Source organism: Kitasatospora sp. NPDC059146, from assembly GCF_042786665.1.
Taxonomy (GTDB): Bacteria; Actinomycetota; Actinomycetes; order Streptomycetales; family Streptomycetaceae; genus Kitasatospora.
In genome coordinates, this window is sequence record NZ_JBHZCY010000012.1 from 44,174 (window position 1) to 67,643 (window position 23,470).

The following is a 23,470-nucleotide window of genomic DNA, read 5'->3' on the forward strand; positions in this document are numbered from 1 at the left end:
CCGAACGGGCCTTCGGCGCGGCGGTCGGCACCGCGACCCCCCGCACCCCGCCGACCTGCGGCGGACGGCTCGTCCGCCCAGTTCAGGACGCGGTGAACGGACGTCCCGGTTCCGGCCCGGGCGGGGCGGCGGGCCCGGCTACGGCTACGGCTACGGCTACGGCTACGGCCGCCGGACGGCCCGCCAGACCGTGGGCAGCGCCCCGGCCACCGCGAGCGCCGGCACCGGCGCCCCGGGCTCGCCCGCCGCCTCCCGGCCCGCCAGGCCGTGCAGGTAGGCGGCCACCGAGGCGGCGTCCAGCGGCGGCAGGCCCGCGGCCAGCAGCGAACCGGCCAGCCCGGCGAGGACGTCCCCGCTGCCCGCGGTGGCCAGCCAGGAGGTGCCGGTGGGGTTCACCCGGACGGCCCCGCCCGGGTCGGCGACCACCGTGGTGGAGCCCTTGAGCAGCACGGTGGCCCGGTAGGCGGCGGCCAGTCGGCGGGCGGTGGCCAGCCGGGTGGCCGCCAAGTCGTCGGCGGCGGGCGGCGCGGTGCCGTCGGCGCCGGCCAGCAGCCGGGCGGCCTCGCCGGTGTGCGGGGTCAGCAGGGTGGGCGCGGTGCGGCCGGCCAGCGCCCGCGGACCGAGCCGGCCCAGCTCGGTCAGCCCGTCCGCGTCCACCAGCACCGGGACGTCGCTCGCCAGCGCCTCGACCAGCGCCTGCCGCGCCCCCTCGCCCCCGCCCGGCCCGACCACCCAGGCCTGCACCCGTCCGGCCCCGGCCGGGCCGCCCTCGGTGACCAGCGTCTCCGGGAAGCGGCGCACCACCTCCTCGGCCGCCGTGCCGACGTACCGGACGGCGCCCGCACCGCCGTGCAGCGCACCGGCGACCGCGAGCAGGGCCGCCCCCGGGTACCGCGCCGAGCCGGCCGCCACCCCGACCACACCGCGCCGGTACTTGTCGCTCTCCGCGCCCGGCAGCGGCAGCAGCGCCGCCACGTCCGCGTGCTGCAGGGCCGTCACCTCCGGCCCGGGCGGTTCCAGGCCGATGTCCACCAGTTGCACCGCGCCCGCGTAGGAGGCCCCGGGGTCGATCAGCAGCCCGGGCTTGTAGGTACCGAAGCAGACCGTGACGTCCGCGCGCAGCGCCTCCCCGGGCACCTCGCCGCTGTCCGCCTCGACCCCGCTGGGCAGGTCCACCGCCACCACGGTGCCGCGCCGCCCGGCCCGGGCGTACGGCACGGCCTCGGGGCGCAGCCCGCCCCGGCCGCCGATGCCGACGATCCCGTCCAGCACCAGGTCCGCGCACGAGAAGTCGGCCAGGCCGACCTCCTGCTCCGCCGTCACCCGCCCGCCGGCCGCCCGCAGCGCGGCCAGCCCGCCCGGGTGCGCCTTCGCCGGCGCCAGCAGCACCGCCGTCACCCGCGCCCCGCGCCGGGCCAGCGCCGCCCCGGCGTACAGCGCGTCACCCCCGTTGTCCCCACTGCCCGCCAGCACCGTCACCCGACTGCCGTACACCCGCCCCCGACCCCCGACCAGCAGCCGCGCACACGTCGCCGCCAACCCGGCCGCCGCCCGCTGCATCAGCGTGCCCTCCGGCAGCCGCGCCATCAGCTCCGCCTCCGCGGCCCGGACGGTGTCCACAGGGTGTGCATGACGCATGGGGAGAACTCCTTCGGCAGTCGGCTACCGCCGACGCTAGCCCGCGTCCCGGCCCCGCGGGAGCCGGGCCTGCGGCACACTTTCGGGTGACACCCACTTCGAGCCCCCACCGGTGTCGGTCCGTACGCCTACCTTGTGGCTCGGCACGGACCCACAGGAGGGAGAAGGGCCATGGTCGCCATGCCGGCAATCGAGCACCCGCTGGGCGAGGACAGCCTCCTCCAGGCGTTTTTGGAGCTGGACACGCCGCTGGGAAGCAAGGCCGAATTCATCGAAGGGGAGATCGTCGTGACGCCGCCGCCGGACGGGGCCCACGAGACCGCGTTCTCGCTCATCAACAGGCAGTTCATGCGCAAGGCCGAGACCGAGTTCGACCTGTCAGGCACCAAGGGTCTGATCACGCCCAAGGGCCGTTTCATCCCCGACGGCGTGGTGAGCCCGGTCGGGCATTTCGAGCACTCGGACTCCTGGGCCCAGGCGGCGGGCGTACTGCTGGTCTTCGAGATCACCTCGACCAACCCGTACAAGGACCGCGAACCGAAACGCCTGGGCTACGCCGCTGCGGGAATCCCCTGCTACCTGCTGGTCGACCGCACCGACGGCACGGTCACGCTGTTCACCGAACCCGACGGCGGGGACTACATCACCCGGACCAAGATCGAGTTCGGCAAGTCGATCGACCTGCCCGCCCCGTTCTCCTTCACGCTCGACACGGCGCCCCTGCGGTAGGGCACAGCCACCGCAGGGGCGCCGCGAACGGCCGGGCGTCTACTCGACGGTGACCGACTTCGCCAGGTTGCGCGGCTGGTCGACCTCGTGGCCCTTGGCCGTGGCCAGCTCGCAGGCGAAGACCTGGAGCGGGACGGTGGAGACCAGCGGCTGGAGCAGGGTCGGGGTGGCCGGGATGCGGATCAGGTGGTCCGCGTACGGCACGACGGCCTCGTCGCCCTCCTCGGCGATCACGATCGTGCGGGCGCCGCGGGCCCGGATCTCCTGGATGTTGGAGACGATCTTGTCGTGCAGGATCGACCGCCCGCGCGGCGAGGGCACGACCACCACGACCGGCAGCCCCTCCTCGATCAGCGCGATCGGGCCGTGCTTGAGCTCGCCCGCCGCGAAGCCCTCGGCGTGCATGTAGGCGAGCTCCTTGAGCTTGAGCGCGCCCTCCAGGGCAACCGGGAAGCCGACGTGACGGCCGAGGAACAGCACCGAGCGGGCGTCGGCCAGCGAGCGGGCCAGCTCGCGCACCGGCTCCATGGTCTCCAGCACCTGCTCGACCTGCTTCGGCGCGTCGCCGAGCTCGCGGATGATGGTGAAGATCTCGTCGCCCCACTTGGTGCCGCGCACCTGGCCCAGGTACAGGGCGACCAGGTAGCAGGCGACCAGCTGGGTCAGGAACGCCTTGGTGGAGGCGACCGCGACCTCCGGTCCGGCGTGGGTGTACAGCACCGCGTCCGACTCGCGCGGGATGGTCGAGCCGTTGGTGTTGCAGATCGCCAGCACCTTGGCGCCCTGCTCACGGGCGTGCCGCAGGGCCATCAGGGTGTCCATGGTCTCGCCGGACTGCGAGATGGCGATGACCAGCGTGCCGGGGCCCATGATCGGGTCGCGGTAGCGGAACTCCGAGGCGACCTCGACCTCGCAGGGGATGCGGGTCCAGTGCTCGATCGCGTACTTGGCGATCATGCCCGCGTGGAAGGCCGTGCCGCAGGCGACGATGACGACCTTGTCGACCGAGCGCAGGTCGGCGTCGGAGATCCGCAGCTCGTCGAGGGTCAGCCGGCCGTCGGTGCCGATCCGGCCGAGGAGGGTGTCGGCGACGGCCTTCGGCTGCTCGGCGATCTCCTTGAGCATGAAGTAGTCGTAGCCGCCCTTCTCGGCGGCGGAGGCGTCCCAGTCGACGTGGTACTCGCGCACCTCGGCCGGGTTGCCGTCGAAGTCGGTGACGGTCACGCCCTCCCGGCGCAGCTCGACGACCTGGTCCTGGCCCAGCTCGATCGCCTCGCGGGTGTGCGCGATGAAGGCGGCGACGTCGGAGGCGAGGAAGTTCTCGCCCTCGCCGCGGCCCACCACGAGCGGGGAGTTGCGGCGGGCGCCGACCACCACGTCGGGCGAGTCGGCGTGGACGGCGACGAGGGTGAAGGCGCCGTCCAGCCGGCGGCAGACGACGCGCATGGCCTCGGCCAGGTCGCCGTCGTAGGCCTCACCGAGCAGGTGGGCGACGACCTCGGTGTCGGTCTCGGACCGGAGGGTGTGGCCGCGCTCGGCGATCTCGGCCCGCAGCTGGGCGAAGTTCTCGATGATGCCGTTGTGGACCACGGCCACCCGGCGGTCGTCGTCCAGGTGGGGGTGGGCATTGGCGTCCGTCGGGCCGCCGTGGGTGGCCCAACGGGTGTGGCCGATGCCGGTGGTGCCGCCGGGGAGGGGGGATTCGGCGAGCGACTTCTCCAGGTTGCCGAGCTTTCCGGCCCGCTTGTCGGTGACCAGACTCCACTGCCCCTGGGAGTCCTGCGCCTGCACCGCGACACCGGCCGAGTCATAGCCCCGGTACTCCAGTCGCTGCAGGCCCGCGATTACTACGTCGAGGGCGGACTGCGCGCCCACGTATCCAACAATTCCGCACATGCGTGCCAGCATAAGGGCGGTTCTGTGGCCGTTTTCCCGTCTTTCCCGGCTCGCCCCAACCCTGCGTGACCGACACCACAACCACGGTGAACACCGCTACGGCTCACAATGGAGCATGTGCTGACCGAACTCTGTACGCGGGGCGCCGCCACGCCCGGCCCGTCCCCGTCCCCCTACGTGGACCTCAGCCGGGCCGAGTGGAGCGCACTGCGCGAGCGTACGCCACTTCCGCTGACCGCCGAGGAGGTGGAGCAGCTGCGCGGCCTCGGCACGGCACTCGACCTCGACGAGGTGCGTGACGTCTACCTGCCGCTGTCCCGGCTGCTGAACCTCTACATCCACGCCACGCACGAACTGCGCGGCGCGCTGGGCACGTTCCTGGACACCCCGGACACCGAGCGCACCCGTACGCCGTTCATCATCGGCGTGGCCGGCTCGGTGGCCGTCGGCAAGTCCACCACCGCCCGCCTGCTCCAGGCCCTGCTGGCCCGCTGGCCCGAGCACCCGCGGGTGGAGCTGGTCACCACCGACGGCTTCCTGCTGCCCAACGCCGAGCTGCGCCGCCGCGGCCTGATGGCCCGCAAGGGCTTCCCGGAGTCGTACGACCGCCGGGCCCTGATGCGCTTCGTCGCGGACGTGAAGGCGGGCAAGGAGCTGGTGACGGCGCCGGTGTACTCGCACCTGGTGTACGACATCGTGCAGGACCAGCGGCTGACGGTGGAGCGCCCGGACATCCTGATCGTCGAGGGCCTGAACGTGCTCCAGCCGGCCCTGCCGGGCACCGACGGCCGGACCAGGCTCGCGGTGGCGGACTACTTCGACTTCTCGATCTACGTCGACGCCCGCACCGACGACATCGAGCACTGGTACCTGGACCGCTTCCGCAAGCTGCGGCAGACGGCCTTCCAGGACCCGAACTCCTACTTCACCCGGTTCACCGAGGTGCCGGAGGAGGAGGCGATGGAGTACGGCCGACAGGTCTGGCGCACCATCAACAAGCCGAATCTGCTGGAGAACGTGCTGCCGACCCGCGGCCGGGCCACCCTGGTCCTACAGAAGGGCGCCGACCACAAGGTCCGCCGGGCGCTGCTGCGCAAGCTCTGACCGGGCGCAGGACACGGCGAAGGGCCCCCGCGCGGGGGCCCTTCGTGGTCTCCGGGGCGGGCTCAGCCCAGGTGGGTGCGGACCGCCTCGGCGAGGCGCTGCCCGACGGCCTCGGCCTGCACCGGGTCGGCGGCCTCGACCATGACCCGGACCAGCGGCTCGGTGCCGGAGGGGCGCAGCAGCACCCGGCCGGTGGCGCCCAGCTCGGCCTCGGCGGCGGCGACCGCGGCGGCCAGCTCGGTGCTGGTGCCCACCCGGCCCTTGTCGACGCCCTTGACGTTGATCAGCACCTGCGGCAGCCGGGTCATCACGGCGGCCAGGTCGGCCAGCGGCTGCTTGGTGGCGGCCAGTCGGGCGCCCAGCATCAGGCCGGTCAGGGTGCCGTCGCCGGTGGTGGCGTGGTCCAGCAGGATGACGTGGCCGGACTGCTCGCCGCCCAGCGCGAAGCCGTGCTCCTTCATCGCCTCTAGCACGTAGCGGTCGCCGACGGCGGTCTCCACCAGGTCGATGCCCTCGCGCTCCATCGCCAGCTTGAAGCCGAGGTTGGACATCACGGTGGCGACCGCGGTGTTGCGGCGCAGGGTGCCGGCCTCCTTCATGGCGACGGCGAGGATGGCGATGATCTGGTCGCCGTCCACCTCGTCGCCCTCGGCGTCGGCGGCCAGGCAGCGGTCCGCGTCGCCGTCCAGGGCGATGCCGAGGTCGGCCCGGTACTCCTTCATCGCGACGCGCAGCCGGTCCAGGTGGGTGGAGCCGACGCCGTCGTTGATGTTGAGGCCGGTGGGCTCGGCCCCCAGGGTGTGGACGACCTCGGCGCCGGCCCGGGCGAAGGCCTCGGGGGCGACGTAGGCGGCCGCGCCGTGGGCGCCGTCGATGACGACCCGGATGCCGTCCAGGCGGTTGGGCAGCACACCGATCAGGTGGGCGACGTACTTGTCGAAGCCCTCGGTGTACTCGCGGACCCGGCCGACGGCGGCACCGGTCGGGCGGTTCCAGTCCTCGCCGCCGACGGTGTGCTTGCGGTAGTGGGCCTCGATCGCGTCCTCGATCCGGTCGTCCAGCTTGTGGCCGCCGCGGGCGAGGAACTTGATGCCGTTGTCCGGCATGGCGTTGTGGCTGGCGGACAGCATCACGCCGAAGTCGGCGCCGAGCGCGCCGGTGAGGTACGCCACGGCGGGGGTGGGGAGGACGCCGACCCGGAGCACGTCGACGCCGGAGCTGGCCAGGCCCGCGATGACCGCGGCCTCCAGGAACTCGCCCGAGGCACGGGGGTCACGGCCGACCACCGCGACCGGCCGGTGCCCGTCGAACGCGCCGGCCTCGCCGAGCACGTGGGAGGCCGCGACCGACAGGCCGAGCGCCAGCTCCGCCGTCAGGCCCTCGTTGGCCACACCGCGTACGCCGTCCGTACCGAAGAGTCGTCCCACTGTCCCGTCCTCCATCACCATGCTCGGAACCCACCGTTGATCCCGGCCGCCGCACGTTAGCCGGGGAACACGTCGCCCCGGAGTACACGAGGTACTCCGGGGCGACGGTTTGCGCAACCAGGGGGTGCGCCGCCAGGGCGGTACGCACCCCCGGGGACGCGATTAGCGCTTGCTGTACTGCGGCGCCTTGCGGGCCTTCTTGAGACCGGCCTTCTTGCGCTCGACGGCACGGGCGTCACGCATCAGGAAGCCGGCCTTCTTGAGGGCGGCGCGGTTGTTGTCCACGTCGGCCTCGTTCAGGGCACGGGCGACGCCGAGGCGCAGCGCGTAGGCCTGGCCGGAGACGCCGCCACCGCTGATGCGGGCGACGACGTCGTAACGGCCGTCCAGCTCGAGGAGCTTGAAGGGCTCGTTCACGGTCTGCTGGTGCACCTTGTTCGGGAAGTAACCCTCGAGGGTGCGACCGTTGATCTTCCACTGGCCGGTGCCGGGGACGATGCGCACGCGGGCGATCGCCTCCTTGCGACGGCCGAGGCCGGCGCCCGGGGTGGCCTCGCCGAAGCGGCCGGCCAGGGACTCGGAGGTGTAGCTCTCCTCGGAGGTGTACTCGCCCTCGACGGCCTCAACGGCCTCGTCGAAGTCGACCTCAAGGGTTTCAGTGGTCTCGGCCACGATGTTCCTCAGCTCTTTTCAGTGTTGGGGGGCTTGGTGGCCGAATTACTGCGCGACCTGGGTGATCTCGAACGGCACCGGCTGCTGGGCAGCGTGGGGGTGCTGGTCGCCCGAGTAGACCTTCAGCTTGGAGAGCATCTGGCGGCCCAGGCTGTTCTTGGGGATCATGCCCTTGATGGCCTTCTCGACGGCCTTCTCCGGGTTGTTCGCCAGCAGGTCGTCGTAGCGCACCGAGCGCAGACCGCCCGGGAAGCCCGAGTGGCGGTAGGCCAGCTTCTGGGTCTTCTTGTTACCGGACAGGTGCACCTTGTCGGCGTTGATGATGATGACGAAGTCACCAGTGTCAACGTGCGGCGCGTAGATCGCCTTGTGCTTGCCCCGGAGGAGGTTGGCGGCCTGGGAGGCCAGGCGGCCCAGCACGACGTCGGTCGCGTCGATGACGTGCCACTGACGCTGGACGTCGCCGGGCTTGGGGCTGTACGTACGCACGGTCGTAGCCTTCGCTTTTCAGTGAGTGAGTCCTGACAGGAGCACCCGGACGGAAGAGCAGCCTGATCAGCCTTGGACGCAATTCAAGGGTGACCGCTGGTCGTCGACCTGATGTCTCCGGCGTACCGACCTCTCACGTGAGATAGAGCGAGCCAATACGCACATCAAGCGTCCAGGTTACCGGGCGGGCGGGGAGCGGTCAAAAATCGCCGGCCGCCCACCCCGCCGTCACTCAGCGTTCGCGCTCCACCCGGGTGACGTCCCAGACCGGTTCGGACGACTCGAAGACCTTCCCGTCCGCGCCGAACACCAGGAAGCGGTCGAAGGTCTTGGCGAACCAGCGGTCGTGGGTGACGCACAGCACCGTGCCCTCGAAGGCCTCCAGCCCGGTCTGCAGCGCCTCGGCGCTCTCCAGGTCCAGGTTGTCGGTCGGCTCGTCGAGCAACAGGGCCGTCACGCCGGAGAGTTCGAGCTTGAGGATCATCAGCCGGGCCTGCTGTCCGCCGGACAGCGACTCGAACTTCTGCTCCTCCTGGCGGTCCAGCTCGTACCGGCGCAGCGCGCCCATCGCGGCGCCGCGGCTGAGCGCGTGCTCCTCCTCGATGATCGAGCGCACGGTGCGGCCGAACAGCTCCGGATGGGCGTGGGTCTGCCGGAAGTGGCCGGGGACGACCCGGGCGCCGAGCTTCCAGTCGCCGGTGTGCTCGACCGTGGTGTCCCCCGCGAGCAGCCGCAGCAGGTGCGACTTGCCGGCCCCGTTGGCGCCCAGCACGGCGACCCGCTCGCCGTAGAAGACCTCCAGGTCGAAGGGCTGCATCAGGCCGGTGAGCCCCAGCCGCTCCAGGGTGAAGGACCGCATGCCGGTGCGCCCACCCTTGAGCCGCATGGTGATGCTCTGCTCGCGCGGGGGCTCCTCCGGGCGGCCGGCCTCCTCGAACTTCTTCAGCCGGGTCTGGGCGGCCGCGTAGCGGGTGGCGAGCGCGTGGCTGACGGAGGCGGCCTGGCGCAGGGTGACGACCAGCTTCTTGAGCTTGGCGTGCTCCTCGTCCCACCGGCGGCCCAGTTCCTCGAACCGCGCGAAGCGGTCCTTGCGGGCCTCGTGGAAGCTGTCGAAGCCGCCGCCGTGCACCCACACGCTGCTTCCGGCGGCACCGGACTCGACGCTGATGATCTTGTCCGCGGACCTGGAGAGCAGCTCACGGTCGTGCGAGATGAACAGGACGGTCTTCGAGGTGGCCTTGAGGGCCTCCTCCAGCCAGCGCTTGGCCGGTACGTCCAGGTAGTTGTCCGGCTCGTCGAGCAGCAGCACCTCTTCGGGGCCGCGCAGCAGCGCCTCCAGCACCAGCCGCTTCTGCTCGCCGCCGGAGAGGGTGTTCAGGCCGCGCCACTGGGCCTTGTCGAAGGGCATCCCGAGGGCCGCCATGGTGCAGACGTCCCAGTCGGTCTCGTAGTCGTAGCCGCCGACGTCCGCCCAGTCGGAGAGCGCCTGGGCGTAGGCCATCTGCGTCTTCTCGTCGTCCTGGGCGATCATCGCCAGCTCGGCGGCGTCCACCGCGCGGGCGGCCACGGCGATCCGCTCGGGGGCGACCGAGACCAGCAGGTCGCGCACCGAGGCGTCGGCCGGCAGGGCCCCCGGGGTGGCGCTCTGGTCCTCGCGGCCGGTGGTGCCGACGAACTGGCGCATCACGCCGAGCCCGCCGCTGATCGTCACCGTGCCGCCGTGCGGCTGGATGTCCCCCGCGATCATGCGCAGCAGGGTGGTCTTGCCGGCGCCGTTGGCGCCGACCAGCGCGACCGCGGCGCCCTCGCCGACCCGGAAGGACGCGTCGTCGAACAGCACCCGCCCGTCCGGCAGGTAGTACTCCAGGTGCGAAATCTCGACGTGTCCCATGGGAGCGATTGTCCCAAGCGGACGCCCCGGGCCAAAACGGATTACGCGACGGCCGGCTGCCCGGGCAGCGTGCGCATCCGCCGCGCCTGCCGGTTCCGCTCGGCGAGCTGGTCGTCCGGCGGGTAGCCGACCTCCTCCAGCGTGAGCCCGTACGGCCGGATCACGTTGACGGCCGAGTTGCGCACCCCGCCGGCCAGCACCTCGCCGGGGAACTCCACCGGCCGGTGCCCGTCGCCGACCAGCAGCATCGCGCCGACCAGCGCCCGGACCATGTTGTGGCAGAAGGCGTCGGCCCGCACGGTGGCGACCGCGAGGCTGCCCTCCTGGCTGGCGTAGCCGTCCACCGGGACGCGGTCCCAGTGCAGCTCCAGCAGGGTCCGGATGGTGGTGGCGCCCTCGCGCTTCTTGCAGTACGCGGCGAAGTCGTGCTCGCCGAGCAGCAGCTTCGCGGCCTCGTTCATCCGGTTCACGTCCAGCGGCCGGTCGTGCCACAGCACGTGCCCGCGCAGCAGCGGGTCGACCCCGCCGGGGTGGTCGGCGACCCGGTAGGCGTAGCGGCGCCAGATCGCCGAGAAGCGGGCGTCGAACCCGGCCGGCGCCTCGCCGACCCGGTAGATCCGGACGTCCCCGGGCAGCCGGCCGGCCAGCCGGCGCAGCAGCTTCTCCCGGTGCGCCTCCCACAGCTCGGCCGGCAGGTCGACGTGGGCGACCTGGCCGCGGGCGTGGACGCCGGCGTCGGTGCGGCCGGCCACGGTCAGCGGGAACAGCTCCGGGCTGCGGGTGACGACCTGCAGCGCGGTCTCGATCTCCTCCTGGACCGTCCGGCGGCCGCCCTTCTGGCGGGCCCAGCCGGAGAACTCGGCGCCCTGGTAGGCGAGGTCGAGCCGGACCCGGACGCGGCCCTCGGCCGGGCCGTCCTTCACCGGTGGCTGCTCGGCGCAATCGTTGACCACTTGCTCCTGCTCCTACGAATAAGGAACGGGCCCGCTCCCCCATCGCTGGGAGAGCGGGCCCGCATCACACCTGGAGGTGTCAGGCCTGCTCGGCGGCCTCGGCCTCGTCGGCCTTGGTCTCGACGGCGGCGGCCTGGTCGGCCTCCTTGACGGCACGCTTGGTGGCGCCCTCGGCCTCGCCGACGGCGGTCTGCGCGACGGTCAGCGCCTCGACCAGCTCGATCACGGCCATCGGGGCGTTGTCGCCACGACGGGGACCGATCTTGGTGATACGGGTGTAACCACCCGGGCGGTTCTCGTAGCGCGGCGCGATCTCGGTGAAGAGGGTGTGCAGCACCGAGATGTCGGTGATGGTCTTGCGCACCAGGCGACGGTTGTGGATGTCGCCCTTCTTCGCCTTGGTGATCAGCTTCTCCGCCAGCGGGCGCATCCGACGGGCCTTGGCCTCGGTCGTGGTGATGCGGCCGTACTGGAACAGCTCCCGGCACAGACCGGCGAGCAGCAGCGGCTCGTGGTGCGGGCCGCCGCCGAGGCGGGCACCCTTGGTGGGACGCGGCATGGTGACTCCTTGGATCTCCGACTACGGCCGTACCAGGTACCGCAGCGGGCGTACCGGCACTGTTGCCGGTACGACTTGCCATGACGACGGGGGCGGCTCCGTGGAACCGCCCCCGCGGCCAAATCTCTTAGTACTGCTCGGTCTCCGCGTAACCCGCGTCGTCCAGGTCGTCGGCGCCGAAGGCGTCGGCGGCGGCGGTCGGGTCGAACCCAGGCGGGCTGTCCTTGAGGGCCAGGCCCATGCCGGCCAGCTTCGCCTTGACCTCGTCGATCGACTTCGCACCGAAGTTGCGGATGTCGAGCAGGTCGGCCTCGGAGCGGGCGACGAGCTCACCCACGGTGTGGATGCCCTCGCGCTTGAGGCAGTTGTACGACCGAACGGTGAGCTCCAGCTCCTCGATCGGCAGCGCCAGGTCGGCGGCCAGGGCGGCGTCCGTCGGGGACGGGCCCATGTCGATGCCCTCGGCGTCGATGTTCAGCTCGCGGGCGAGGCCGAACAGCTCCACCAGGGTCTTGCCGGCCGAGGCCATGGCGTCGCGCGGACGCATGGCGGGCTTGGTCTCGACGTCGACGATCAGCTTGTCGAAGTCGGTCCGCTGCTCGACACGGGTGGCCTCGACCTTGTAGGTGACCTTCAGCACGGGGCTGTAGATCGAGTCGACCGGGATGCGGCCGATCTCCTGGCCGGAGGCCTTGTTCTGGACGGCGGAGACGTAGCCGCGACCGCGCTCGACGGTCAGCTCCATCTCCAGCTTGCCCTTGCCGTTCAGCGTGGCGAGGACCAGCTCGGGGTTGTGCACCTCGACACCCGCCGGCGGGGCGATGTCGGCGGCGGTCACGACGCCCGGGCCCTGCTTGCGCAGGTACATCACGACCGGCTCGTCGTGCTCCGAGGAGACGACCAGCTGCTTGATGTTGAGGATGAGGTCGGTCACGTCCTCCTTGACGCCCGGCACGGTGGTGAACTCGTGCAGGACGCCGTCGATGCGGATGCTGGTGACAGCGGCACCCGGGATCGACGACAGGAGCGTGCGGCGCAGGGAGTTGCCGAGGGTGTAGCCGAAGCCCGGCTCCAGCGGCTCGATCACGAACCGCGAGCGGAACTCGTCGACGACCTCTTCGGTCAGCGAGGGGCGCTGAGCGATAAGCATGGGGGGTGTTCCTCCAGTTGTCTTCGGCACCCACTATTTGATGCCGACAGGACCAAGCGTACGGGGTCCCGCAGAAAACAGGACCCCGTACGTGGTTTAAAGCGTTACCCGCGTGCCCGAAGGCGCTGCGTCAGACGCGGCGGCGCTTCGGCGGACGGCAGCCGTTGTGCGGGGTGGGGGTGACGTCCTGGATCGAGCCGACCTCCAGGCCGGTGGCCTGGAGCGAACGGATCGCGGTCTCGCGGCCGGAGCCCGGACCCTTCACGAAGACGTCGACCTTGCGCATGCCGTGCTCCTGCGCGCGACGGGCAGCGGCCTCGGCGGCCATCTGCGCGGCGAACGGGGTGGACTTGCGCGAACCCTTGAAGCCGACGTGGCCGGCGGAGGCCCAGGAGATCACGTTGCCCGCGGGGTCGGTGATCGAAACGATGGTGTTGTTGAACGTGCTCTTGATGTGCGCGTGGCCGTGAGCGACGTTCTTCTTTTCCTTGCGGCGGATCTTCTTCGCGCCGGCAGCCTGACGACCCTTGGGGGGCATAAGTCTGTTCTCCTACTGAGGTGGTCGGTCCGCTGACCCGCGGGCCGGAGGGATGTCCGGTGACGGGACGGACTACTTCTTGCCCGGCTTCTTCTTGCCGGCGATCGCGCGACGCGGGCCCTTGCGGGTACGCGCGTTGGTGTGGGTGCGCTGGCCGCGGACCGGCAGGCCACGGCGGTGACGCAGACCCTCGTAGCAGCCGATCTCGACCTTGCGGCGGATGTCGGCGGCCACCTCACGGCGGAGGTCACCCTCGACCGTGTAGTTGGCGTCGATGTACTGGCTCAGCTTGACCAGGTCGTCCTCGGTGATGTCGCGAACGCGGACATCCGGGTTGACGCCGGTCTCGGCGAGGGTCTGCTGGGCGCGGGTACGGCCAATGCCGTACACGTACGTAAGGGCGATCTCGATCCGCTTCTCACGGGGGAGATCAACGCCGGCGAGGCGTGCCATTCAAGGCTCCTGTGGTTCTTCAGAGGTCTGACGGGCACCTACTCCGACACCTCACGGTGAGGGAGCCCCGGCCTCTGACCGGGGGCGGCAGTCCGTCCCGTCCGGGACGGATCGGGTGACCCGCGTATGACGTTTTCGCGTCGCGCGAAGTACTACGAGAAATGCGGGAGGGAGATCAGCCCTGGCGCTGCTTGTGGCGCAGGTTGTCGCAGATCACCATGACCCGGCCGTGACGGCGGATCACCTTGCACTTGTCGCAGATCTTCTTGACGCTCGGCTTGACCTTCATGTTCAGGTTCTCCGGGTCTAGATCTGACGTTCTTACTTGTAGCGGTAGACGATCCGGCCGCGCGTGAGGTCGTAGGGGCTGAGCTCCACGACCACCCGGTCGTCCGGCAGGATGCGGATGTAGTGCATGCGCATCTTGCCACTGATGTGCGCGAGGACCTTGTGACCGTTCTGCAGCTCGACCTTGAACATCGCGTTCGGAAGAGACTCGATCACGGTGCCCTCGATCTCAATGGCGCCTTGCTTCTTAGCCATGAACTGCGAGATCCACCTTCCGGGACCGGCTACCGTATGCGGAACGCTCGTGCGAACCTGGGTTCACCCCGCCCCCGAGGGGAAGAGGGCGTGCTGAAGCACGCTACGAGTGAGCCGACGGTCCATCCTACGCCAGCGCGTCCCGGGGTCCAAAACGGGGGTACCGGAAGGAGTCCGCCGTCACACCGGCCCCGTCAGACCCCGGTGGGGACGGCCAGCGGGTCGACGTGGGCGGTGCAGGCCGAGCAGCGGCGGGCGGCCTCGGGGATCTCGGTCAGGCACTCGGGGCACGGGCGCTTCGCGACCTTCGGCTTCTTCGGCAGGTAGCGGGCGGTGGCCTTGGTGATCGGCAGCACCACGCAGAAGTACAGCACCGCGGCGGTCATGAAGAAGGCGATCAGCACGTTCAGGAACTGGCCGTACGGGAACTTCACCCCGCCGATCTCCGCCGTGTACGAGCTGAAGTCGCCGGCCGCGCCGACCACCACGCCGACCAGCGGGGTGAGGAAGGCGGACACGAAGCCGGTCACCACCGCGGTGAACGCGGCACCGATGACCACACCGACGGCCATGTCGATGACGTTGCCGCGCATCATGAAGTCGCGGAATCCCTTGAGCACTGCGCTCTCCTGCTCGCTCGTAAGCCACTGGGCCAGTAACTGCCACTGCCAGCCGTTAAAAATAGGACAAAAGCCCTGGAGGTCCAAACCTCCAGGGCTCTGATCCCTTGTCAGCAGCGGCAGTTGACCGCCCGGGCGACTACGCCAGCGGGTCCGGAGCTGCGGTGATGCCCAGCTTGGCGAGCTCGGCCCGGCCGCCGTCGAAGGCGGTCAGCACCAGCGGGCCCTCCTCCGTGACGGCCACCGAGTGCTCCCAGTGGGAGGCCCAGGTGCCGTCGTTGGTGACGACCGTCCAGTCGTCCTCCAGCACCGCGGTGTGCGGGGTGCCGAGCGAGACCATCGGCTCGATCGCCAGCACGGTGCCCGGCACCAGCTTCGGGCCCTTGCCGCGGCCGCGCTCGACGTAGTTCAGCACGTGCGGCTCCATGTGCATCGCGGTGCCGATGCCGTGGCCGCCGTAGCCCTCGGTGATGCCCCACTTGCCCTTGGGCGGCAGCGGCTGGCGCCGGATGTAGCCCTCGATCGCCTTGGAGACGTCCACCAGGCGGTTGTTCTTCTTCATCTGGGCGATGCCGGCCCACATCGAGCCCTCGGTCACCCGGCTGAGCATCTCGACCTCGGGGCGGACCTCGCCGACCGCGACGGTGATCGCCGAGTCGCCGTGCCAGCCGTCCAGGATGGCGCCGCAGTCGATCGAGATGATGTCGCCCTCCTGCAGCACCCGCTCGCCCGGGATGCCGTGCACGACCTCGTTGTTCACCGAGGCGCAGATCACGCCCGGGAACCACAGGCCGCCGTGGTGGGCGCGGAAGTTCGAGGTGGCACCGTGGTCGGTGATGACCTTGTCGGCGATGTCGTTGAGCTCCTGGGTGGTCACCCCGGGAGCGACCGCCTCGCGACAGGCCTTGAGCGCCTCGGCGACGACCAGCCCGGCCGCCCGCATCTTCGCGATCTGCTCGGGGGTCTTGATCTCCACCATCAGGTCACGCCTTCCAAGTCCGGATTACCACTGCCTACCACCGTACGACGTCGAAAACGGCCGGGCCGCCCGCTCCACGGGCGACCCGGCCGTCACGCGTACCTCGCCGAGCGAACTCAGCCGTTCTTCTTCAGCGCCTCGATCGCGCGCTGGGTGACCTCGTCCACCTTGCCGAGGGCCGAGATCGTCGCCACCAGGCCCTGCTGGACGTAGTAGTCGATGATCGGCTCGGTCTCCGTGTGGTAGACCTCCAGGCGCGTGCGCACCGCTTCCTCGGTGTCGTCCGAGCGCTGGTACAGCTCGCCACCGCACTCGTCGCAGACACCCTCCTCCTTCGGCGGGTTGTACGCGACGTGGAACACGTGGCTGCCGTTCTTGCGGCACAGGCGGCGGCCGGCGATCCGGCGCACCACCTCGTCCTCGGGGACCTCCAGGTCCAGCACGCCGTCCAGCACGATGCCCTGCTCGGCGAGGAACTCGTCGAGCGCCTTGGCCTGGCCCAGGTTGCGGGGGAAGCCGTCGAGCAGGAAGCCGTTGGCCGCGTCGGCCTGCAGCATGCGGTCCTTGGCCATCCCGATGGTGACCTCATCCGGTACCAGGCGACCCGCGTCCATGTAGCCCTTGGCCTCGAGCCCCAGCGGGGTGCCCTGACCGATGTTGGCGCGGAACAGGTCGCCGGTGGAGATGTGGGGGATGGACAGGGTCTTGGCGAGCAGGTGCGCCTGAGTACCCTTCCCGGCCCCGGGAGGACCAACGAGGACGATACGCATCAGCGGAGGAACCCTTCGTAATTGCGCTGCTGGAGCTGGCTCTCGATCTGCTTCACAGTTTCGAGTCCGACGCCGACGACGATGAGCACGCTGGTGCCGCCGAACGGGAAGTTGGTCTGCTGTCCGAAGGCGACCAGGGCGATCATCGGGATCAACGCGATCAGGCCCAGGTAGAGCGAACCCGGCCACGTGATTCGGGTCAGCACGTAGTTCAGGTACTCGGCCGTCGGACGGCCGGCCCGGATGCCCGGGATGAAGCCACCATACTTCTTCATATTGTCGGCAACTTCTTCGGGGTTGAAGGAGATGGCGACGTAGAAGAAGGCGAAGAAGACGATCAGCAGGAAGTAGGTGGCCATGTAGATCGGGTGGTCACCCTTGACGAAGTTCTGCTTGACCCACACCGCCCAGCCCGACTGGCTGTTGGTCAGCTGGACCACCAGCGCCGGGATGTACAGCAGCGACGAGGCGAAGATGACCGGGATGACACCGGCCTGGTTCACCTTGAGCGGGATGTAGGTCGAGGTGCCGCCGAAGGCCCGGCGGCCGATCATCCGCTTCGCGTACTGGACCGGGATCCGGCGCTGCGCCTGCTCGACGAAGATGACCAGCATCACAACGATGACGCCGACCGCGACCACGGAGAGGAACTCGACCCAGCCGCCGCCGATGGTGCCGGACTGCTTGATGGCCCACATCGAGGTCGGGAACTGCGCGGCGATCGAGGTGAAGATCAGCAGCGACATGCCGTTGCCGATGCCGCGGTCGGTGATCAGCTCGCCCAGCCACATGATGACCGTGGTGCCGGCCGTCATCGTGAGCACCATGACGGCGATCCGGAACACCGAGGTGTCCGGCACGATCTGGTTGCCCACCGGGCAGCCGGAGAACAGCGCACCGCTGGAGGCCGTCGCCACGATGCCGGTGCCCTGGAGCACGGCGAGCGCGATGGTCAGGTAGCGGGTGTACTGGGTGATCTTCGCGGTGCCGGCCTGGCCCTCCTTCTTCAACGCCTCCAGTCGCGGGATCACGACGGTGAGGAGCTGGAGGATGATGCTCGCGGTGATGTACGGCATGATGCCGAGCGCGAAGATCGTCAGCTGGAGGAGCGCGCCACCGCTGAACAGGTTGACGAGTCCGAAGAGGCCGTTGTTCTTGGTGTCCTTGATGCACTCGTTCACGGCCGTGAAGCTCACGCCCGGAATCGGAATGTGCGAGCCCAGCCGGAACAGCACCATGATGCCCAGCGTGAACAGCAGCTTCTTGCGCAGGTCGGGCGTCTGGAACGCCCGCGCGAACGCACTGAGCACGGTGCCTCCTGCGCCTCCCGCACGTCGTCGGCGGGAGGGTCGGTCCTGAATGGGGAGTTTTTGCGGTACGGGCCCCCGTACAGACGGCACAGGCGAGCCTACGCGCAGCCTACAAGGGAACTCCACGGACTCTAACAGTGCGCGGCCACTCGAAAGAAGCGCGTACCGTCCCTCCCCCACTCACGGGGGTACGGGATGCCCGGTTTTGCCACACAAAAGAACGAGGCCCGGTACCGGCTGATTTCGGCCCCGGAGTGAAAGCCGGGGTAAAAGCACGAGCCCCGCACCTCCCGAAGGAGGTGCGGGGCTCGAAGCCGGTTGTCGGCGGGTTCAGCGGGCTCAGACGAGCTCGGTGACCGTACCGCCGGCGGCCTTGATCTTCTCGGCGGCCGAGCCGGAGACGGCGTCGACCGTCACCTGCAGCGCAACCGAGACCTCGCCGGTGCCGAGCACCTTGACGAGGGAGTTCTTGCGAACCGCGCCCTTGGCGACCAGGTCCTCGACCGTGACGGCGCCACCCTGCGGGTAGAGCTCGGCCAGCTTGTCGAGGTTGACGACCTGGAACGTGATCTTGAACGGGTTCTTGAAGCCCTTCAGCTTCGGCAGGCGCATGTGGAGGGGCATCTGGCCACCCTCGAAGCGCTGCGGAACCTGGTAGCGGGCCTTGGTGCCCTTGGTACCACGACCGGCGGTCTTACCCTTGGAGCCCTCACCACGACCCACGCGGATCTTGTCGGTCTTGGCACCCGGGGCGGGACGCAGGTTGTGGATCTTGATCGGGTTGTCGCCCATGATCAGTCCACCTCCTCAACCGTCACCAGGTGACGGACCGTGTGGGCCATCCCGCGGATCTCGGGACGGTCCTCCTTCACCACGACGTCGTGCATGCGCTTGAGACCAAGCGAACGCAGGGTGTCACGGTGATTCTGCTTGCTACCGATGTACGACTTGGTCTGCGTGATCTTCAGGCGAGCCATCAGGCGCTCACCCCTGCAGCACGCGCCCGCAGCAGAGCGGCGGGGGCCACGTCCTCCAGCGGCAGGCCACGACGGGCGGCGATCTCCTCGGGGCGCACGAGGCCCTTCAGAGCAGCCACGGTGGCGTGCACGATGTTGATCGCGTTGTCCGAGCCGAGCGACTTCGACAGGATGTCGTGAATGCCGGCGCACTCCAGGACGGCGCGCACCGGACCACCGGCGATAACACCGGTACCGGGGGCGGCGGGCTTCAGCAGCACGACGCCGGCGGCCTTCTCACCCTGGATCGGGTGCGGGATGGTGCCCTGGATACGGGGGACCTTGAAGAAGTTCTTCTTGGCCTCCTCAACACCCTTGGCGATGGCGGCCGGAACCTCCTTCGCCTTCCCGTAACCGACACCCACGGTGCCGTCACCGTCGCCCACCACGACCAGCGCGGTGAAGCTGAAACGACGACCACCCTTGACAACCTTGGCGACACGGTTGATCGCGACAACGCGCTCGACGTAAGCGGTCTTCTCGACGGCGGGGGCGTTGCCCCGGTCGTCACGCTTACGGTCGCGCCGCTCGCCACCGCCGGTGCCACCGCCGGCGCCGCTACCGCGGCGCTGGGGTCCAGCCATTGGAATTACCTCTCTCGATTACGTCCGTCGACTGAGTCGACGAGCGGCTTAGAAGTCGAGCCCGGCCTCGCGAGCCGCGTCCGCCAGGGCGGCGATGCGGCCGGCGTACCGGTTGCCCGCGCGGTCGAAGACGACCGCCTCGATGCCGGCAGCCTTGGCGCGCTCGGCGACCAGGCTCCCGACCTTCTTGGCCAGCTCGGTCTTGTCGCCCTCGGCGCCCTTGATGGACACGTCGAGGGTGGACGCCGACGCCAGGGTGTGACCCTTGGCGTCGTCGATGACCTGGGCGACCATGTGACGGTTCGAGCGCGTCACGACGAGGCGCGGACGCACCTCGGTGCCGACGACGCGCTTGCGAACGCGGATCGCGCGGCGCTTGCGAGCGGCGCTCTTGTAGGCGTTGCCCTTGCCGATCTTGACAGAGACGCTCATCGCTTACTTACCACTCTTTCCGACCTTGCGGCGGATGACCTCGCCCGCGTACTTGACGCCCTTGGCCTTGTACGGGTCGGGCTTGCGCAGCTTGCGGATCTTCGCGGCGACCTCGCCGACCTTCTGCTTGTCGATGCCGTCCACGTGGAACTTGGTGGCCGACTCGACGACGAAGGAAATGCCCTCGGGGGCCTCGACCAGAATCGGGTGGCTGTAGCCCAGCTGGAACTCCATGTCGGAGCCCTTCGCCAGAACTCGGTAGCCGACACCGCTGATCTCCAGCGACTTGCGGTAGCCCGCGGTCACGCCGGTGATCATGTTCGCCACCAGCGTGCGGGAAAGGCCGTGCAGGGCCTTCGACTGACGCTCGTCGTTGGGGCGGGTGACGACCAGGTTGCCGTCCTCGCCCTTACCGATCTCGATCGGCGCGGCGACAACGTGGGTGAGGGAGCCCTTGGGGCCCTTCACCGAGACCGCCTGGCCATCGATGGTGACGTCCACGCCGGCGGGAACCGGGATGGGCAGCCGTCCAATGCGCGACATTGCTGTACCTCCGTTTCCCGAATTACCAGACGTAGGCGAGAACTTCTCCGCCTACGCCCTTCTTGGCAGCCTGCTTGTCGGTGAGGAGACCCGAGGACGTGGAGATGATCGCCACGCCCAGGCCGCCGAGCACCTTCGGCAGGTTGGTGGACTTTGCGTAGACCCGCAGGCCCGGCTTGCTGATCCGCTTGATGCCAGCGATCGAGCGCTCACGGTTGGGACCGAACTTGAGCTCGATGGTCAGCTTCTTGCCGACCTCGCCCTCAGCGGGCTCCTCAACCTTGTAGGAGGAGATGTACCCCTCCTGCTGCAGGATCTGGGCGACGTGCGCCTTGATCTTGCTGGCCGGCATCGCCACAGAGTCGTGGTACGCCGAGTTAGCGTTACGCAGACGCGTGAGCATGTCTGCGATGGGGTCGGTCATGGTCATGATGGCCTCAGGCCTCTCTCGCCGTGGTTTCTCCGCGCCAGGTCCCCCTGCCGCACTCCGGGGAGTGCGGCAGGGGCACAGACGCAGGGGACCTGCGGCGTCGTAAGACTGGGTGCGAGCCCTCCGAAGAGGGTCGACGGCAGCTATGGAGCTACCGCGACAGGGGGCCCGACCTCACTACCCTACGGGATTCCGTACGCAGCCCCAAAAAAGGGGCTCTGTGGGGTCGGGCACACCTGCTTCGCTATGGCGTTACCGCGAGGTCCTGGTTACCAGGAGCTCTTGGTCACGCCCGGCAGCTCGCCGCGGTGCGCCATCTCACGAAGGCAGACACGGCACAGGCCGAACTTGCGGTACACCGAGTGCGGACGGCCGCAGCGCTGGCACCGGGTGTAGGCCCGGACGCCGAACTTCGGCTTCCGCTCGGCCTTCGCGATGAGGGACTTCTTCGCCATGTGTTACGCCTCCTTGAACGGGAAGCCCAGAGCGCGCAGGAGCGCCCGGCCCTCGTCGTCGGTCTGGGCGGTGGTCACGACGGTGATGTCCATACCGCGCTGACGGTCGACCTTGTCCTGGTCGATCTCGTGGAACATGACCTGCTCGGTCAGACCGAAGGTGTAGTTGCCACGGCCGTCGAACTGCTTCGGGGAGAGGCCACGGAAGTCACGGATTCGCGGCAGGGCCAGCGAAACCAGACGGTCCAGGAACTCCCACATGCGGTCACCACGGAGGGTGACGTGGGTGCCGATCGGCTGGCCCTCGCGCAGCTTGAACTGCGCGATGGACTTACGAGCCTTGGTCACGGCCGGCTTCTGACCGGTGATCGCGGTCAGGTCGCGGATCGCGCCCTCGATCAGCTTGCTGTCACGGGCGGCCTCGCCGACACCCATGTTGACGACGACCTTGACCAGGCCGGGCGTCAGCATGACGTTCTCGTACGAGAACTGCTCCTGCAGCTGACCCTTGATCTCGGAGTTGTAACGCTCCTTGAGGCGGGGGGTCACCTTCTCAACAGACGTCTCAGACATCAGATGTCCTCACCGGTTCGCTTGGCAACGCGGATCTTGTTGCCCTCGTCGTCGAAGCGGTAGCCAACGCGGGTGACGACCTTCTTGCCGTCCTTCTCCACGACCAGCTGGACGTTGGAGACGTGCACCGGGGCCTCGACGGTGACAATGCCACCCTGAGTGCCCGGACCCGGCTTGGTGTGCTTCTTGACCCGGTTGACACCCTCGACCAGGACCTTGTTCTCAGCCGGCATGGCCTGGATGACCTTGCCCTGCTTGCCCTTGTCCTTGCCGGTGATGACCTGGACCAGGTCACCCTTCTTGATCTTCATGCTGTTCGCCATGAGTTAGAGCACCTCCGGCGCAAGCGAGATGATCTTCATGAACTTCTTGTCACGCAGCTCGCGGCCCACCGGGCCGAAGATGCGGGTGCCACGGGGGTCACCATCGGTGTTCTTCAGAACGACCGCGGCGTTCTCGTCGAAGCGGATGTACGAGCCATCCGGACGACGACGCGACTTCACGGTACGGACGACGACGCACTTGACGACGTCACCCTTCTTGACCGAACCGCCGGGGATCGCGTCCTTGACGGTCGCGACGATGACGTCCCCGATACCGGCGTAGCGGCGACCGGAACCACCGAGAACGCGGATGCAAAGGATTTCCTTCGCGCCCGTGTTGTCGGCGACACGCAGTCGCGACTCCTGCTGGATCACAGCTTTCTCCTGATCGTCAACGAGAGCTGACGGGCCGGCCGCTGCTCACACCAGCGCCCGCGAGGGACCTGGTGCACATACGGCCGTACCGCATCAACTTCGTTACTTGGCCTTCTCGAGGATCTCGACGACGCGCCAGCGCTTCGTCGCGGACAGCGGGCGGGTCTCCGCGAGGAGCACCCGGTCGCCGATGCCGCAGGCGTTCGCCTCGTCGTGCGCCTTCAGCTTGTTCGTACGGCGGATGACCTTGCCGTACAGAGCGTGCTTGACGCGGTCCTCGACGGCGACGACGACGGTCTTGTCCATCTTGTCGCTGACGACGAGACCCTCACGGGTCTTGCGGAAACCGCGCGTCTCGTTGGTGTTCTCAGTCATCAGGCGCTCTCCACCGTCTCGATGCCCAGCTCGCGCTCGCGCATCAGGGTGTAGATCCGCGCGATGTCCTTACGGACGAGCTTGAGCCGTCCGTGGTTGTCGAGCTGCCCGGTCGCCGCCTGGAAGCGGAGGTTGAACAGCTCCTCCTTGGCCTCACGGAGCTTGGCAACGAGACCCTCGTTGTCCAGCTCGCGGAGGTCAGCAGCCTTGGTGCCGGCCGACATCAGCTCTCACCTGCCTCGCGCCGGATGATCCGGCACTTCATCGGGAGCTTGTGAGCTGCGCGGGTCAGCGCCTCACGAGCCACCTTCTCGTTGGGGTACGACAGCTCGAACATGACCCGACCCGGGTGCACGTTCGCGATCCACCACTCGGGCGAACCCTTACCGGAACCCATGCGGGTCTCGGCCGGCTTCTTGGTGAGCGGGCGGTCCGGGTAGATGTTGATCCAGACCTTGCCGCCACGCTTGATGTGACGGGTGACGGCGATACGAGCGGACTCGATCTGCCGGTTCGTCACGTAGGCCGGGGTGACGGCCTGGATGCCGTACTCGCCGAACGCGAGCTCGGTGCCACCCTTGGCAGCGCCGCGGCGCTTCGGGTGGTGCTGCTTGCGGTGCTTGACCCTACGGGGGATCAGCAT

General features: G+C 69.2%; 32 protein-coding genes. 2 read left to right on the top strand and 30 right to left on the bottom strand.

Going from position 1 to position 23,470, the window contains the following annotated elements:
• Positions 1–162: 162 nt before the first annotated feature.
• Positions 163–1,638, bottom strand: coding sequence for an NAD(P)H-hydrate dehydratase (locus ACFXPX_RS07740; protein WP_380640058.1), 1,476 nt, complete (start codon positions 1,636–1,638; stop codon positions 163–165).
• Positions 1,639–1,809: 171 nt separating this feature from the next.
• Between ACFXPX_RS07740 and ACFXPX_RS07745 the strand changes: the two genes are divergently transcribed.
• Positions 1,810–2,367, top strand: a complete 558-nt coding sequence (locus tag ACFXPX_RS07745; RefSeq protein ID WP_380640060.1) for a Uma2 family endonuclease — start codon at positions 1,810–1,812, stop codon at positions 2,365–2,367.
• Between the two features lie 39 nt (positions 2,368–2,406).
• Here ACFXPX_RS07745 and glmS read toward each other — a convergent pair whose 3' ends face one another.
• A complete protein-coding gene (gene glmS / locus ACFXPX_RS07750) occupies positions 2,407–4,263 on the bottom strand; it encodes a glutamine--fructose-6-phosphate transaminase (isomerizing) (protein WP_375882113.1) in 1,857 nt (618 codons plus the stop codon).
• A 108-nt stretch (positions 4,264–4,371) separates the two neighbouring features.
• On the opposite strand from glmS, the gene coaA reads away from it, so the two are divergent.
• Positions 4,372–5,367 carry a type I pantothenate kinase gene (coaA, locus tag ACFXPX_RS07755; protein WP_375882109.1) on the top strand — a complete coding sequence of 332 codons (996 nt, stop codon included), beginning with the start codon at positions 4,372–4,374 and terminating at the stop codon, positions 5,365–5,367.
• A gap of 62 nt (positions 5,368–5,429) precedes the next feature.
• Here coaA and glmM read toward each other — a convergent pair whose 3' ends face one another.
• The 28 genes from glmM to rplP form a co-directional block, all read right to left on the bottom strand.
• On the bottom strand, positions 5,430–6,794 hold the full coding sequence (gene glmM, locus ACFXPX_RS07760; RefSeq protein ID WP_375882106.1) for a phosphoglucosamine mutase: 1,365 nt from the start codon (positions 6,792–6,794) through the stop codon (positions 5,430–5,432).
• 162 nt (positions 6,795–6,956) lie between these two features.
• On the bottom strand, positions 6,957–7,466 hold the full coding sequence (rpsI, locus tag ACFXPX_RS07765; protein ID WP_350503556.1) for a 30S ribosomal protein S9: 510 nt from the start codon (positions 7,464–7,466) through the stop codon (positions 6,957–6,959).
• A gap of 45 nt (positions 7,467–7,511) precedes the next feature.
• Positions 7,512–7,955, bottom strand: coding sequence for a 50S ribosomal protein L13 (gene rplM, locus ACFXPX_RS07770; RefSeq protein ID WP_030055846.1), 444 nt, complete (start codon positions 7,953–7,955; stop codon positions 7,512–7,514).
• 232 nt (positions 7,956–8,187) lie between these two features.
• The gene (locus ACFXPX_RS07775) at positions 8,188–9,846 is read right to left on the bottom strand and encodes an ABC-F family ATP-binding cassette domain-containing protein (RefSeq protein ID WP_380590007.1); all 1,659 of its coding nucleotides are present in this window, start codon (positions 9,844–9,846) and stop codon (positions 8,188–8,190) included.
• A gap of 41 nt (positions 9,847–9,887) precedes the next feature.
• Positions 9,888–10,799, bottom strand: coding sequence for a tRNA pseudouridine(38-40) synthase TruA (gene truA, locus ACFXPX_RS07780; RefSeq protein ID WP_380590004.1), 912 nt, complete (start codon positions 10,797–10,799; stop codon positions 9,888–9,890).
• Between the two features lie 79 nt (positions 10,800–10,878).
• Positions 10,879–11,358, bottom strand: a complete 480-nt coding sequence (rplQ, locus tag ACFXPX_RS07785) for a 50S ribosomal protein L17 (protein WP_375882098.1) — start codon at positions 11,356–11,358, stop codon at positions 10,879–10,881.
• Between the two features lie 127 nt (positions 11,359–11,485).
• Entirely contained in the window at positions 11,486–12,508 is a 1,023-nt protein-coding gene (locus ACFXPX_RS07790; protein ID WP_030055844.1) for a DNA-directed RNA polymerase subunit alpha, read from the bottom strand.
• A gap of 130 nt (positions 12,509–12,638) precedes the next feature.
• Positions 12,639–13,046 carry a 30S ribosomal protein S11 gene (gene rpsK / locus ACFXPX_RS07795; protein ID WP_030232513.1) on the bottom strand — a complete coding sequence of 136 codons (408 nt, stop codon included), beginning with the start codon at positions 13,044–13,046 and terminating at the stop codon, positions 12,639–12,641.
• A 72-nt stretch (positions 13,047–13,118) separates the two neighbouring features.
• Positions 13,119–13,499: a 30S ribosomal protein S13 gene (gene rpsM, locus ACFXPX_RS07800; RefSeq protein ID WP_316523629.1), complete on the bottom strand. Its 381-nt coding sequence runs from the start codon at positions 13,497–13,499 to the stop codon at positions 13,119–13,121.
• A gap of 175 nt (positions 13,500–13,674) precedes the next feature.
• Positions 13,675–13,788, bottom strand: a complete 114-nt coding sequence (gene rpmJ, locus ACFXPX_RS07805; RefSeq protein ID WP_003956441.1) for a 50S ribosomal protein L36 — start codon at positions 13,786–13,788, stop codon at positions 13,675–13,677.
• Positions 13,789–13,820: 32 nt separating this feature from the next.
• Entirely contained in the window at positions 13,821–14,042 is a 222-nt protein-coding gene (infA, locus tag ACFXPX_RS07810) for a translation initiation factor IF-1 (protein ID WP_003956442.1), read from the bottom strand.
• Between the two features lie 194 nt (positions 14,043–14,236).
• Entirely contained in the window at positions 14,237–14,662 is a 426-nt protein-coding gene (mscL, locus tag ACFXPX_RS07815) for a large conductance mechanosensitive channel protein MscL (protein ID WP_375882094.1), read from the bottom strand.
• Between the two features lie 139 nt (positions 14,663–14,801).
• Positions 14,802–15,641 (bottom strand): type I methionyl aminopeptidase, encoded by an 840-nt coding sequence (map, locus tag ACFXPX_RS07820; RefSeq protein ID WP_380521233.1) that lies wholly within the window; start codon positions 15,639–15,641, stop codon positions 14,802–14,804.
• A gap of 116 nt (positions 15,642–15,757) precedes the next feature.
• The gene (locus ACFXPX_RS07825) at positions 15,758–16,411 is read right to left on the bottom strand and encodes an adenylate kinase (RefSeq protein WP_380397400.1); all 654 of its coding nucleotides are present in this window, start codon (positions 16,409–16,411) and stop codon (positions 15,758–15,760) included.
• Positions 16,411–17,721 (bottom strand): preprotein translocase subunit SecY, encoded by a 1,311-nt coding sequence (gene secY / locus ACFXPX_RS07830; RefSeq protein ID WP_375882088.1) that lies wholly within the window; start codon positions 17,719–17,721, stop codon positions 16,411–16,413. Before secY ends, ACFXPX_RS07825 begins: the two co-directional genes overlap by 1 nt.
• Before the next feature lie 339 nt (positions 17,722–18,060).
• On the bottom strand, positions 18,061–18,513 hold the full coding sequence (gene rplO, locus ACFXPX_RS07835) for a 50S ribosomal protein L15 (RefSeq protein WP_375882087.1): 453 nt from the start codon (positions 18,511–18,513) through the stop codon (positions 18,061–18,063).
• A 2-nt stretch (positions 18,514–18,515) separates the two neighbouring features.
• Positions 18,516–18,698, bottom strand: coding sequence for a 50S ribosomal protein L30 (rpmD, locus tag ACFXPX_RS07840; RefSeq protein ID WP_030055835.1), 183 nt, complete (start codon positions 18,696–18,698; stop codon positions 18,516–18,518).
• A complete protein-coding gene (rpsE, locus tag ACFXPX_RS07845) occupies positions 18,698–19,321 on the bottom strand; it encodes a 30S ribosomal protein S5 (RefSeq protein ID WP_030055834.1) in 624 nt (207 codons plus the stop codon). Before rpsE ends, rpmD begins: the two co-directional genes overlap by 1 nt.
• Positions 19,322–19,369: 48 nt before the next feature.
• Positions 19,370–19,753 (bottom strand): 50S ribosomal protein L18, encoded by a 384-nt coding sequence (gene rplR, locus ACFXPX_RS07850; RefSeq protein WP_030232494.1) that lies wholly within the window; start codon positions 19,751–19,753, stop codon positions 19,370–19,372.
• A 3-nt stretch (positions 19,754–19,756) separates the two neighbouring features.
• Positions 19,757–20,296: a 50S ribosomal protein L6 gene (rplF, locus tag ACFXPX_RS07855; RefSeq protein ID WP_375882084.1), complete on the bottom strand. Its 540-nt coding sequence runs from the start codon at positions 20,294–20,296 to the stop codon at positions 19,757–19,759.
• Positions 20,297–20,318: 22 nt separating this feature from the next.
• Complete coding sequence (rpsH, locus tag ACFXPX_RS07860; RefSeq protein WP_030280781.1) at positions 20,319–20,726, bottom strand: 30S ribosomal protein S8; 408 nt, start codon at positions 20,724–20,726, stop codon at positions 20,319–20,321.
• Between the two features lie 269 nt (positions 20,727–20,995).
• The gene (locus tag ACFXPX_RS07865) at positions 20,996–21,181 is read right to left on the bottom strand and encodes a type Z 30S ribosomal protein S14 (protein WP_030393303.1); all 186 of its coding nucleotides are present in this window, start codon (positions 21,179–21,181) and stop codon (positions 20,996–20,998) included.
• 3 nt (positions 21,182–21,184) lie between these two features.
• Positions 21,185–21,754: a 50S ribosomal protein L5 gene (rplE, locus tag ACFXPX_RS07870; RefSeq protein ID WP_030300393.1), complete on the bottom strand. Its 570-nt coding sequence runs from the start codon at positions 21,752–21,754 to the stop codon at positions 21,185–21,187.
• Entirely contained in the window at positions 21,754–22,065 is a 312-nt protein-coding gene (gene rplX / locus ACFXPX_RS07875) for a 50S ribosomal protein L24 (RefSeq protein WP_030232484.1), read from the bottom strand. The genes rplE and rplX overlap by 1 nt, the downstream gene beginning before the upstream one ends.
• A gap of 15 nt (positions 22,066–22,080) precedes the next feature.
• Complete coding sequence (rplN, locus tag ACFXPX_RS07880; RefSeq protein WP_030393301.1) at positions 22,081–22,452, bottom strand: 50S ribosomal protein L14; 372 nt, start codon at positions 22,450–22,452, stop codon at positions 22,081–22,083.
• Positions 22,453–22,554: 102 nt separating this feature from the next.
• The gene (rpsQ, locus tag ACFXPX_RS07885; protein WP_030055826.1) at positions 22,555–22,827 is read right to left on the bottom strand and encodes a 30S ribosomal protein S17; all 273 of its coding nucleotides are present in this window, start codon (positions 22,825–22,827) and stop codon (positions 22,555–22,557) included.
• Positions 22,827–23,051, bottom strand: coding sequence for a 50S ribosomal protein L29 (gene rpmC, locus ACFXPX_RS07890; RefSeq protein WP_049649042.1), 225 nt, complete (start codon positions 23,049–23,051; stop codon positions 22,827–22,829). The genes rpsQ and rpmC overlap by 1 nt, the downstream gene beginning before the upstream one ends.
• Positions 23,051–23,470, bottom strand: coding sequence for a 50S ribosomal protein L16 (gene rplP / locus ACFXPX_RS07895; protein ID WP_030055824.1), 420 nt, complete (start codon positions 23,468–23,470; stop codon positions 23,051–23,053). Before rplP ends, rpmC begins: the two co-directional genes overlap by 1 nt.

Bases quoted from the DNA above. Each gene is read 5' to 3' on its own strand.
- ACFXPX_RS07740 (WP_380640058.1), bottom strand. From the start codon at position 1,638: ATGCGTCATGCACACCCTGTGGACACCGTCCGGGCCGCGGAGGCGGAG.
- ACFXPX_RS07745 (WP_380640060.1), top strand. From the start codon at position 1,810: ATGGTCGCCATGCCGGCAATCGAGCACCCGCTGGGCGAGGACAGCCTC.
- glmS (WP_375882113.1), bottom strand. From the start codon at position 4,263: ATGTGCGGAATTGTTGGATACGTGGGCGCGCAGTCCGCCCTCGACGTA.
- coaA (WP_375882109.1), top strand. From the start codon at position 4,372: ATGGAGCATGTGCTGACCGAACTCTGTACGCGGGGCGCCGCCACGCCC.
- ACFXPX_RS07775 (WP_380590007.1), bottom strand. From the start codon at position 9,846: ATGGGACACGTCGAGATTTCGCACCTGGAGTACTACCTGCCGGACGGG.
- rplQ (WP_375882098.1), bottom strand. From the start codon at position 11,358: ATGCCGCGTCCCACCAAGGGTGCCCGCCTCGGCGGCGGCCCGCACCAC.
- ACFXPX_RS07790 (WP_030055844.1), bottom strand. From the start codon at position 12,508: ATGCTTATCGCTCAGCGCCCCTCGCTGACCGAAGAGGTCGTCGACGAG.
- rpsK (WP_030232513.1), bottom strand. From the start codon at position 13,046: ATGCCCCCCAAGGGTCGTCAGGCTGCCGGCGCGAAGAAGATCCGCCGC.
- rpsM (WP_316523629.1), bottom strand. From the start codon at position 13,499: ATGGCACGCCTCGCCGGCGTTGATCTCCCCCGTGAGAAGCGGATCGAG.
- rpmJ (WP_003956441.1), bottom strand. From the start codon at position 13,788: ATGAAGGTCAAGCCGAGCGTCAAGAAGATCTGCGACAAGTGCAAGGTG.
- infA (WP_003956442.1), bottom strand. From the start codon at position 14,042: ATGGCTAAGAAGCAAGGCGCCATTGAGATCGAGGGCACCGTGATCGAG.
- map (WP_380521233.1), bottom strand. From the start codon at position 15,641: ATGGTGGAGATCAAGACCCCCGAGCAGATCGCGAAGATGCGGGCGGCC.
- ACFXPX_RS07825 (WP_380397400.1), bottom strand. From the start codon at position 16,411: ATGCGTATCGTCCTCGTTGGTCCTCCCGGGGCCGGGAAGGGTACTCAG.
- rplO (WP_375882087.1), bottom strand. From the start codon at position 18,513: ATGGGCGACAACCCGATCAAGATCCACAACCTGCGTCCCGCCCCGGGT.
- rpmD (WP_030055835.1), bottom strand. From the start codon at position 18,698: ATGGCTCGCCTGAAGATCACGCAGACCAAGTCGTACATCGGTAGCAAG.
- rpsE (WP_030055834.1), bottom strand. From the start codon at position 19,321: ATGGCTGGACCCCAGCGCCGCGGTAGCGGCGCCGGCGGTGGCACCGGC.
- rplR (WP_030232494.1), bottom strand. From the start codon at position 19,753: ATGAGCGTCTCTGTCAAGATCGGCAAGGGCAACGCCTACAAGAGCGCC.
- rplF (WP_375882084.1), bottom strand. From the start codon at position 20,296: ATGTCGCGCATTGGACGGCTGCCCATCCCGGTTCCCGCCGGCGTGGAC.
- rpsH (WP_030280781.1), bottom strand. From the start codon at position 20,726: ATGACCATGACCGACCCCATCGCAGACATGCTCACGCGTCTGCGTAAC.
- ACFXPX_RS07865 (WP_030393303.1), bottom strand. From the start codon at position 21,181: ATGGCGAAGAAGTCCCTCATCGCGAAGGCCGAGCGGAAGCCGAAGTTC.
- rplE (WP_030300393.1), bottom strand. From the start codon at position 21,754: ATGTCTGAGACGTCTGTTGAGAAGGTGACCCCCCGCCTCAAGGAGCGT.
- rplX (WP_030232484.1), bottom strand. From the start codon at position 22,065: ATGAAGATCAAGAAGGGTGACCTGGTCCAGGTCATCACCGGCAAGGAC.
- rpsQ (WP_030055826.1), bottom strand. From the start codon at position 22,827: ATGACTGAGAACACCAACGAGACGCGCGGTTTCCGCAAGACCCGTGAG.
- rpmC (WP_049649042.1), bottom strand. From the start codon at position 23,051: ATGTCGGCCGGCACCAAGGCTGCTGACCTCCGCGAGCTGGACAACGAG.
- rplP (WP_030055824.1), bottom strand. From the start codon at position 23,470: ATGCTGATCCCCCGTAGGGTCAAGCACCGCAAGCAGCACCACCCGAAG.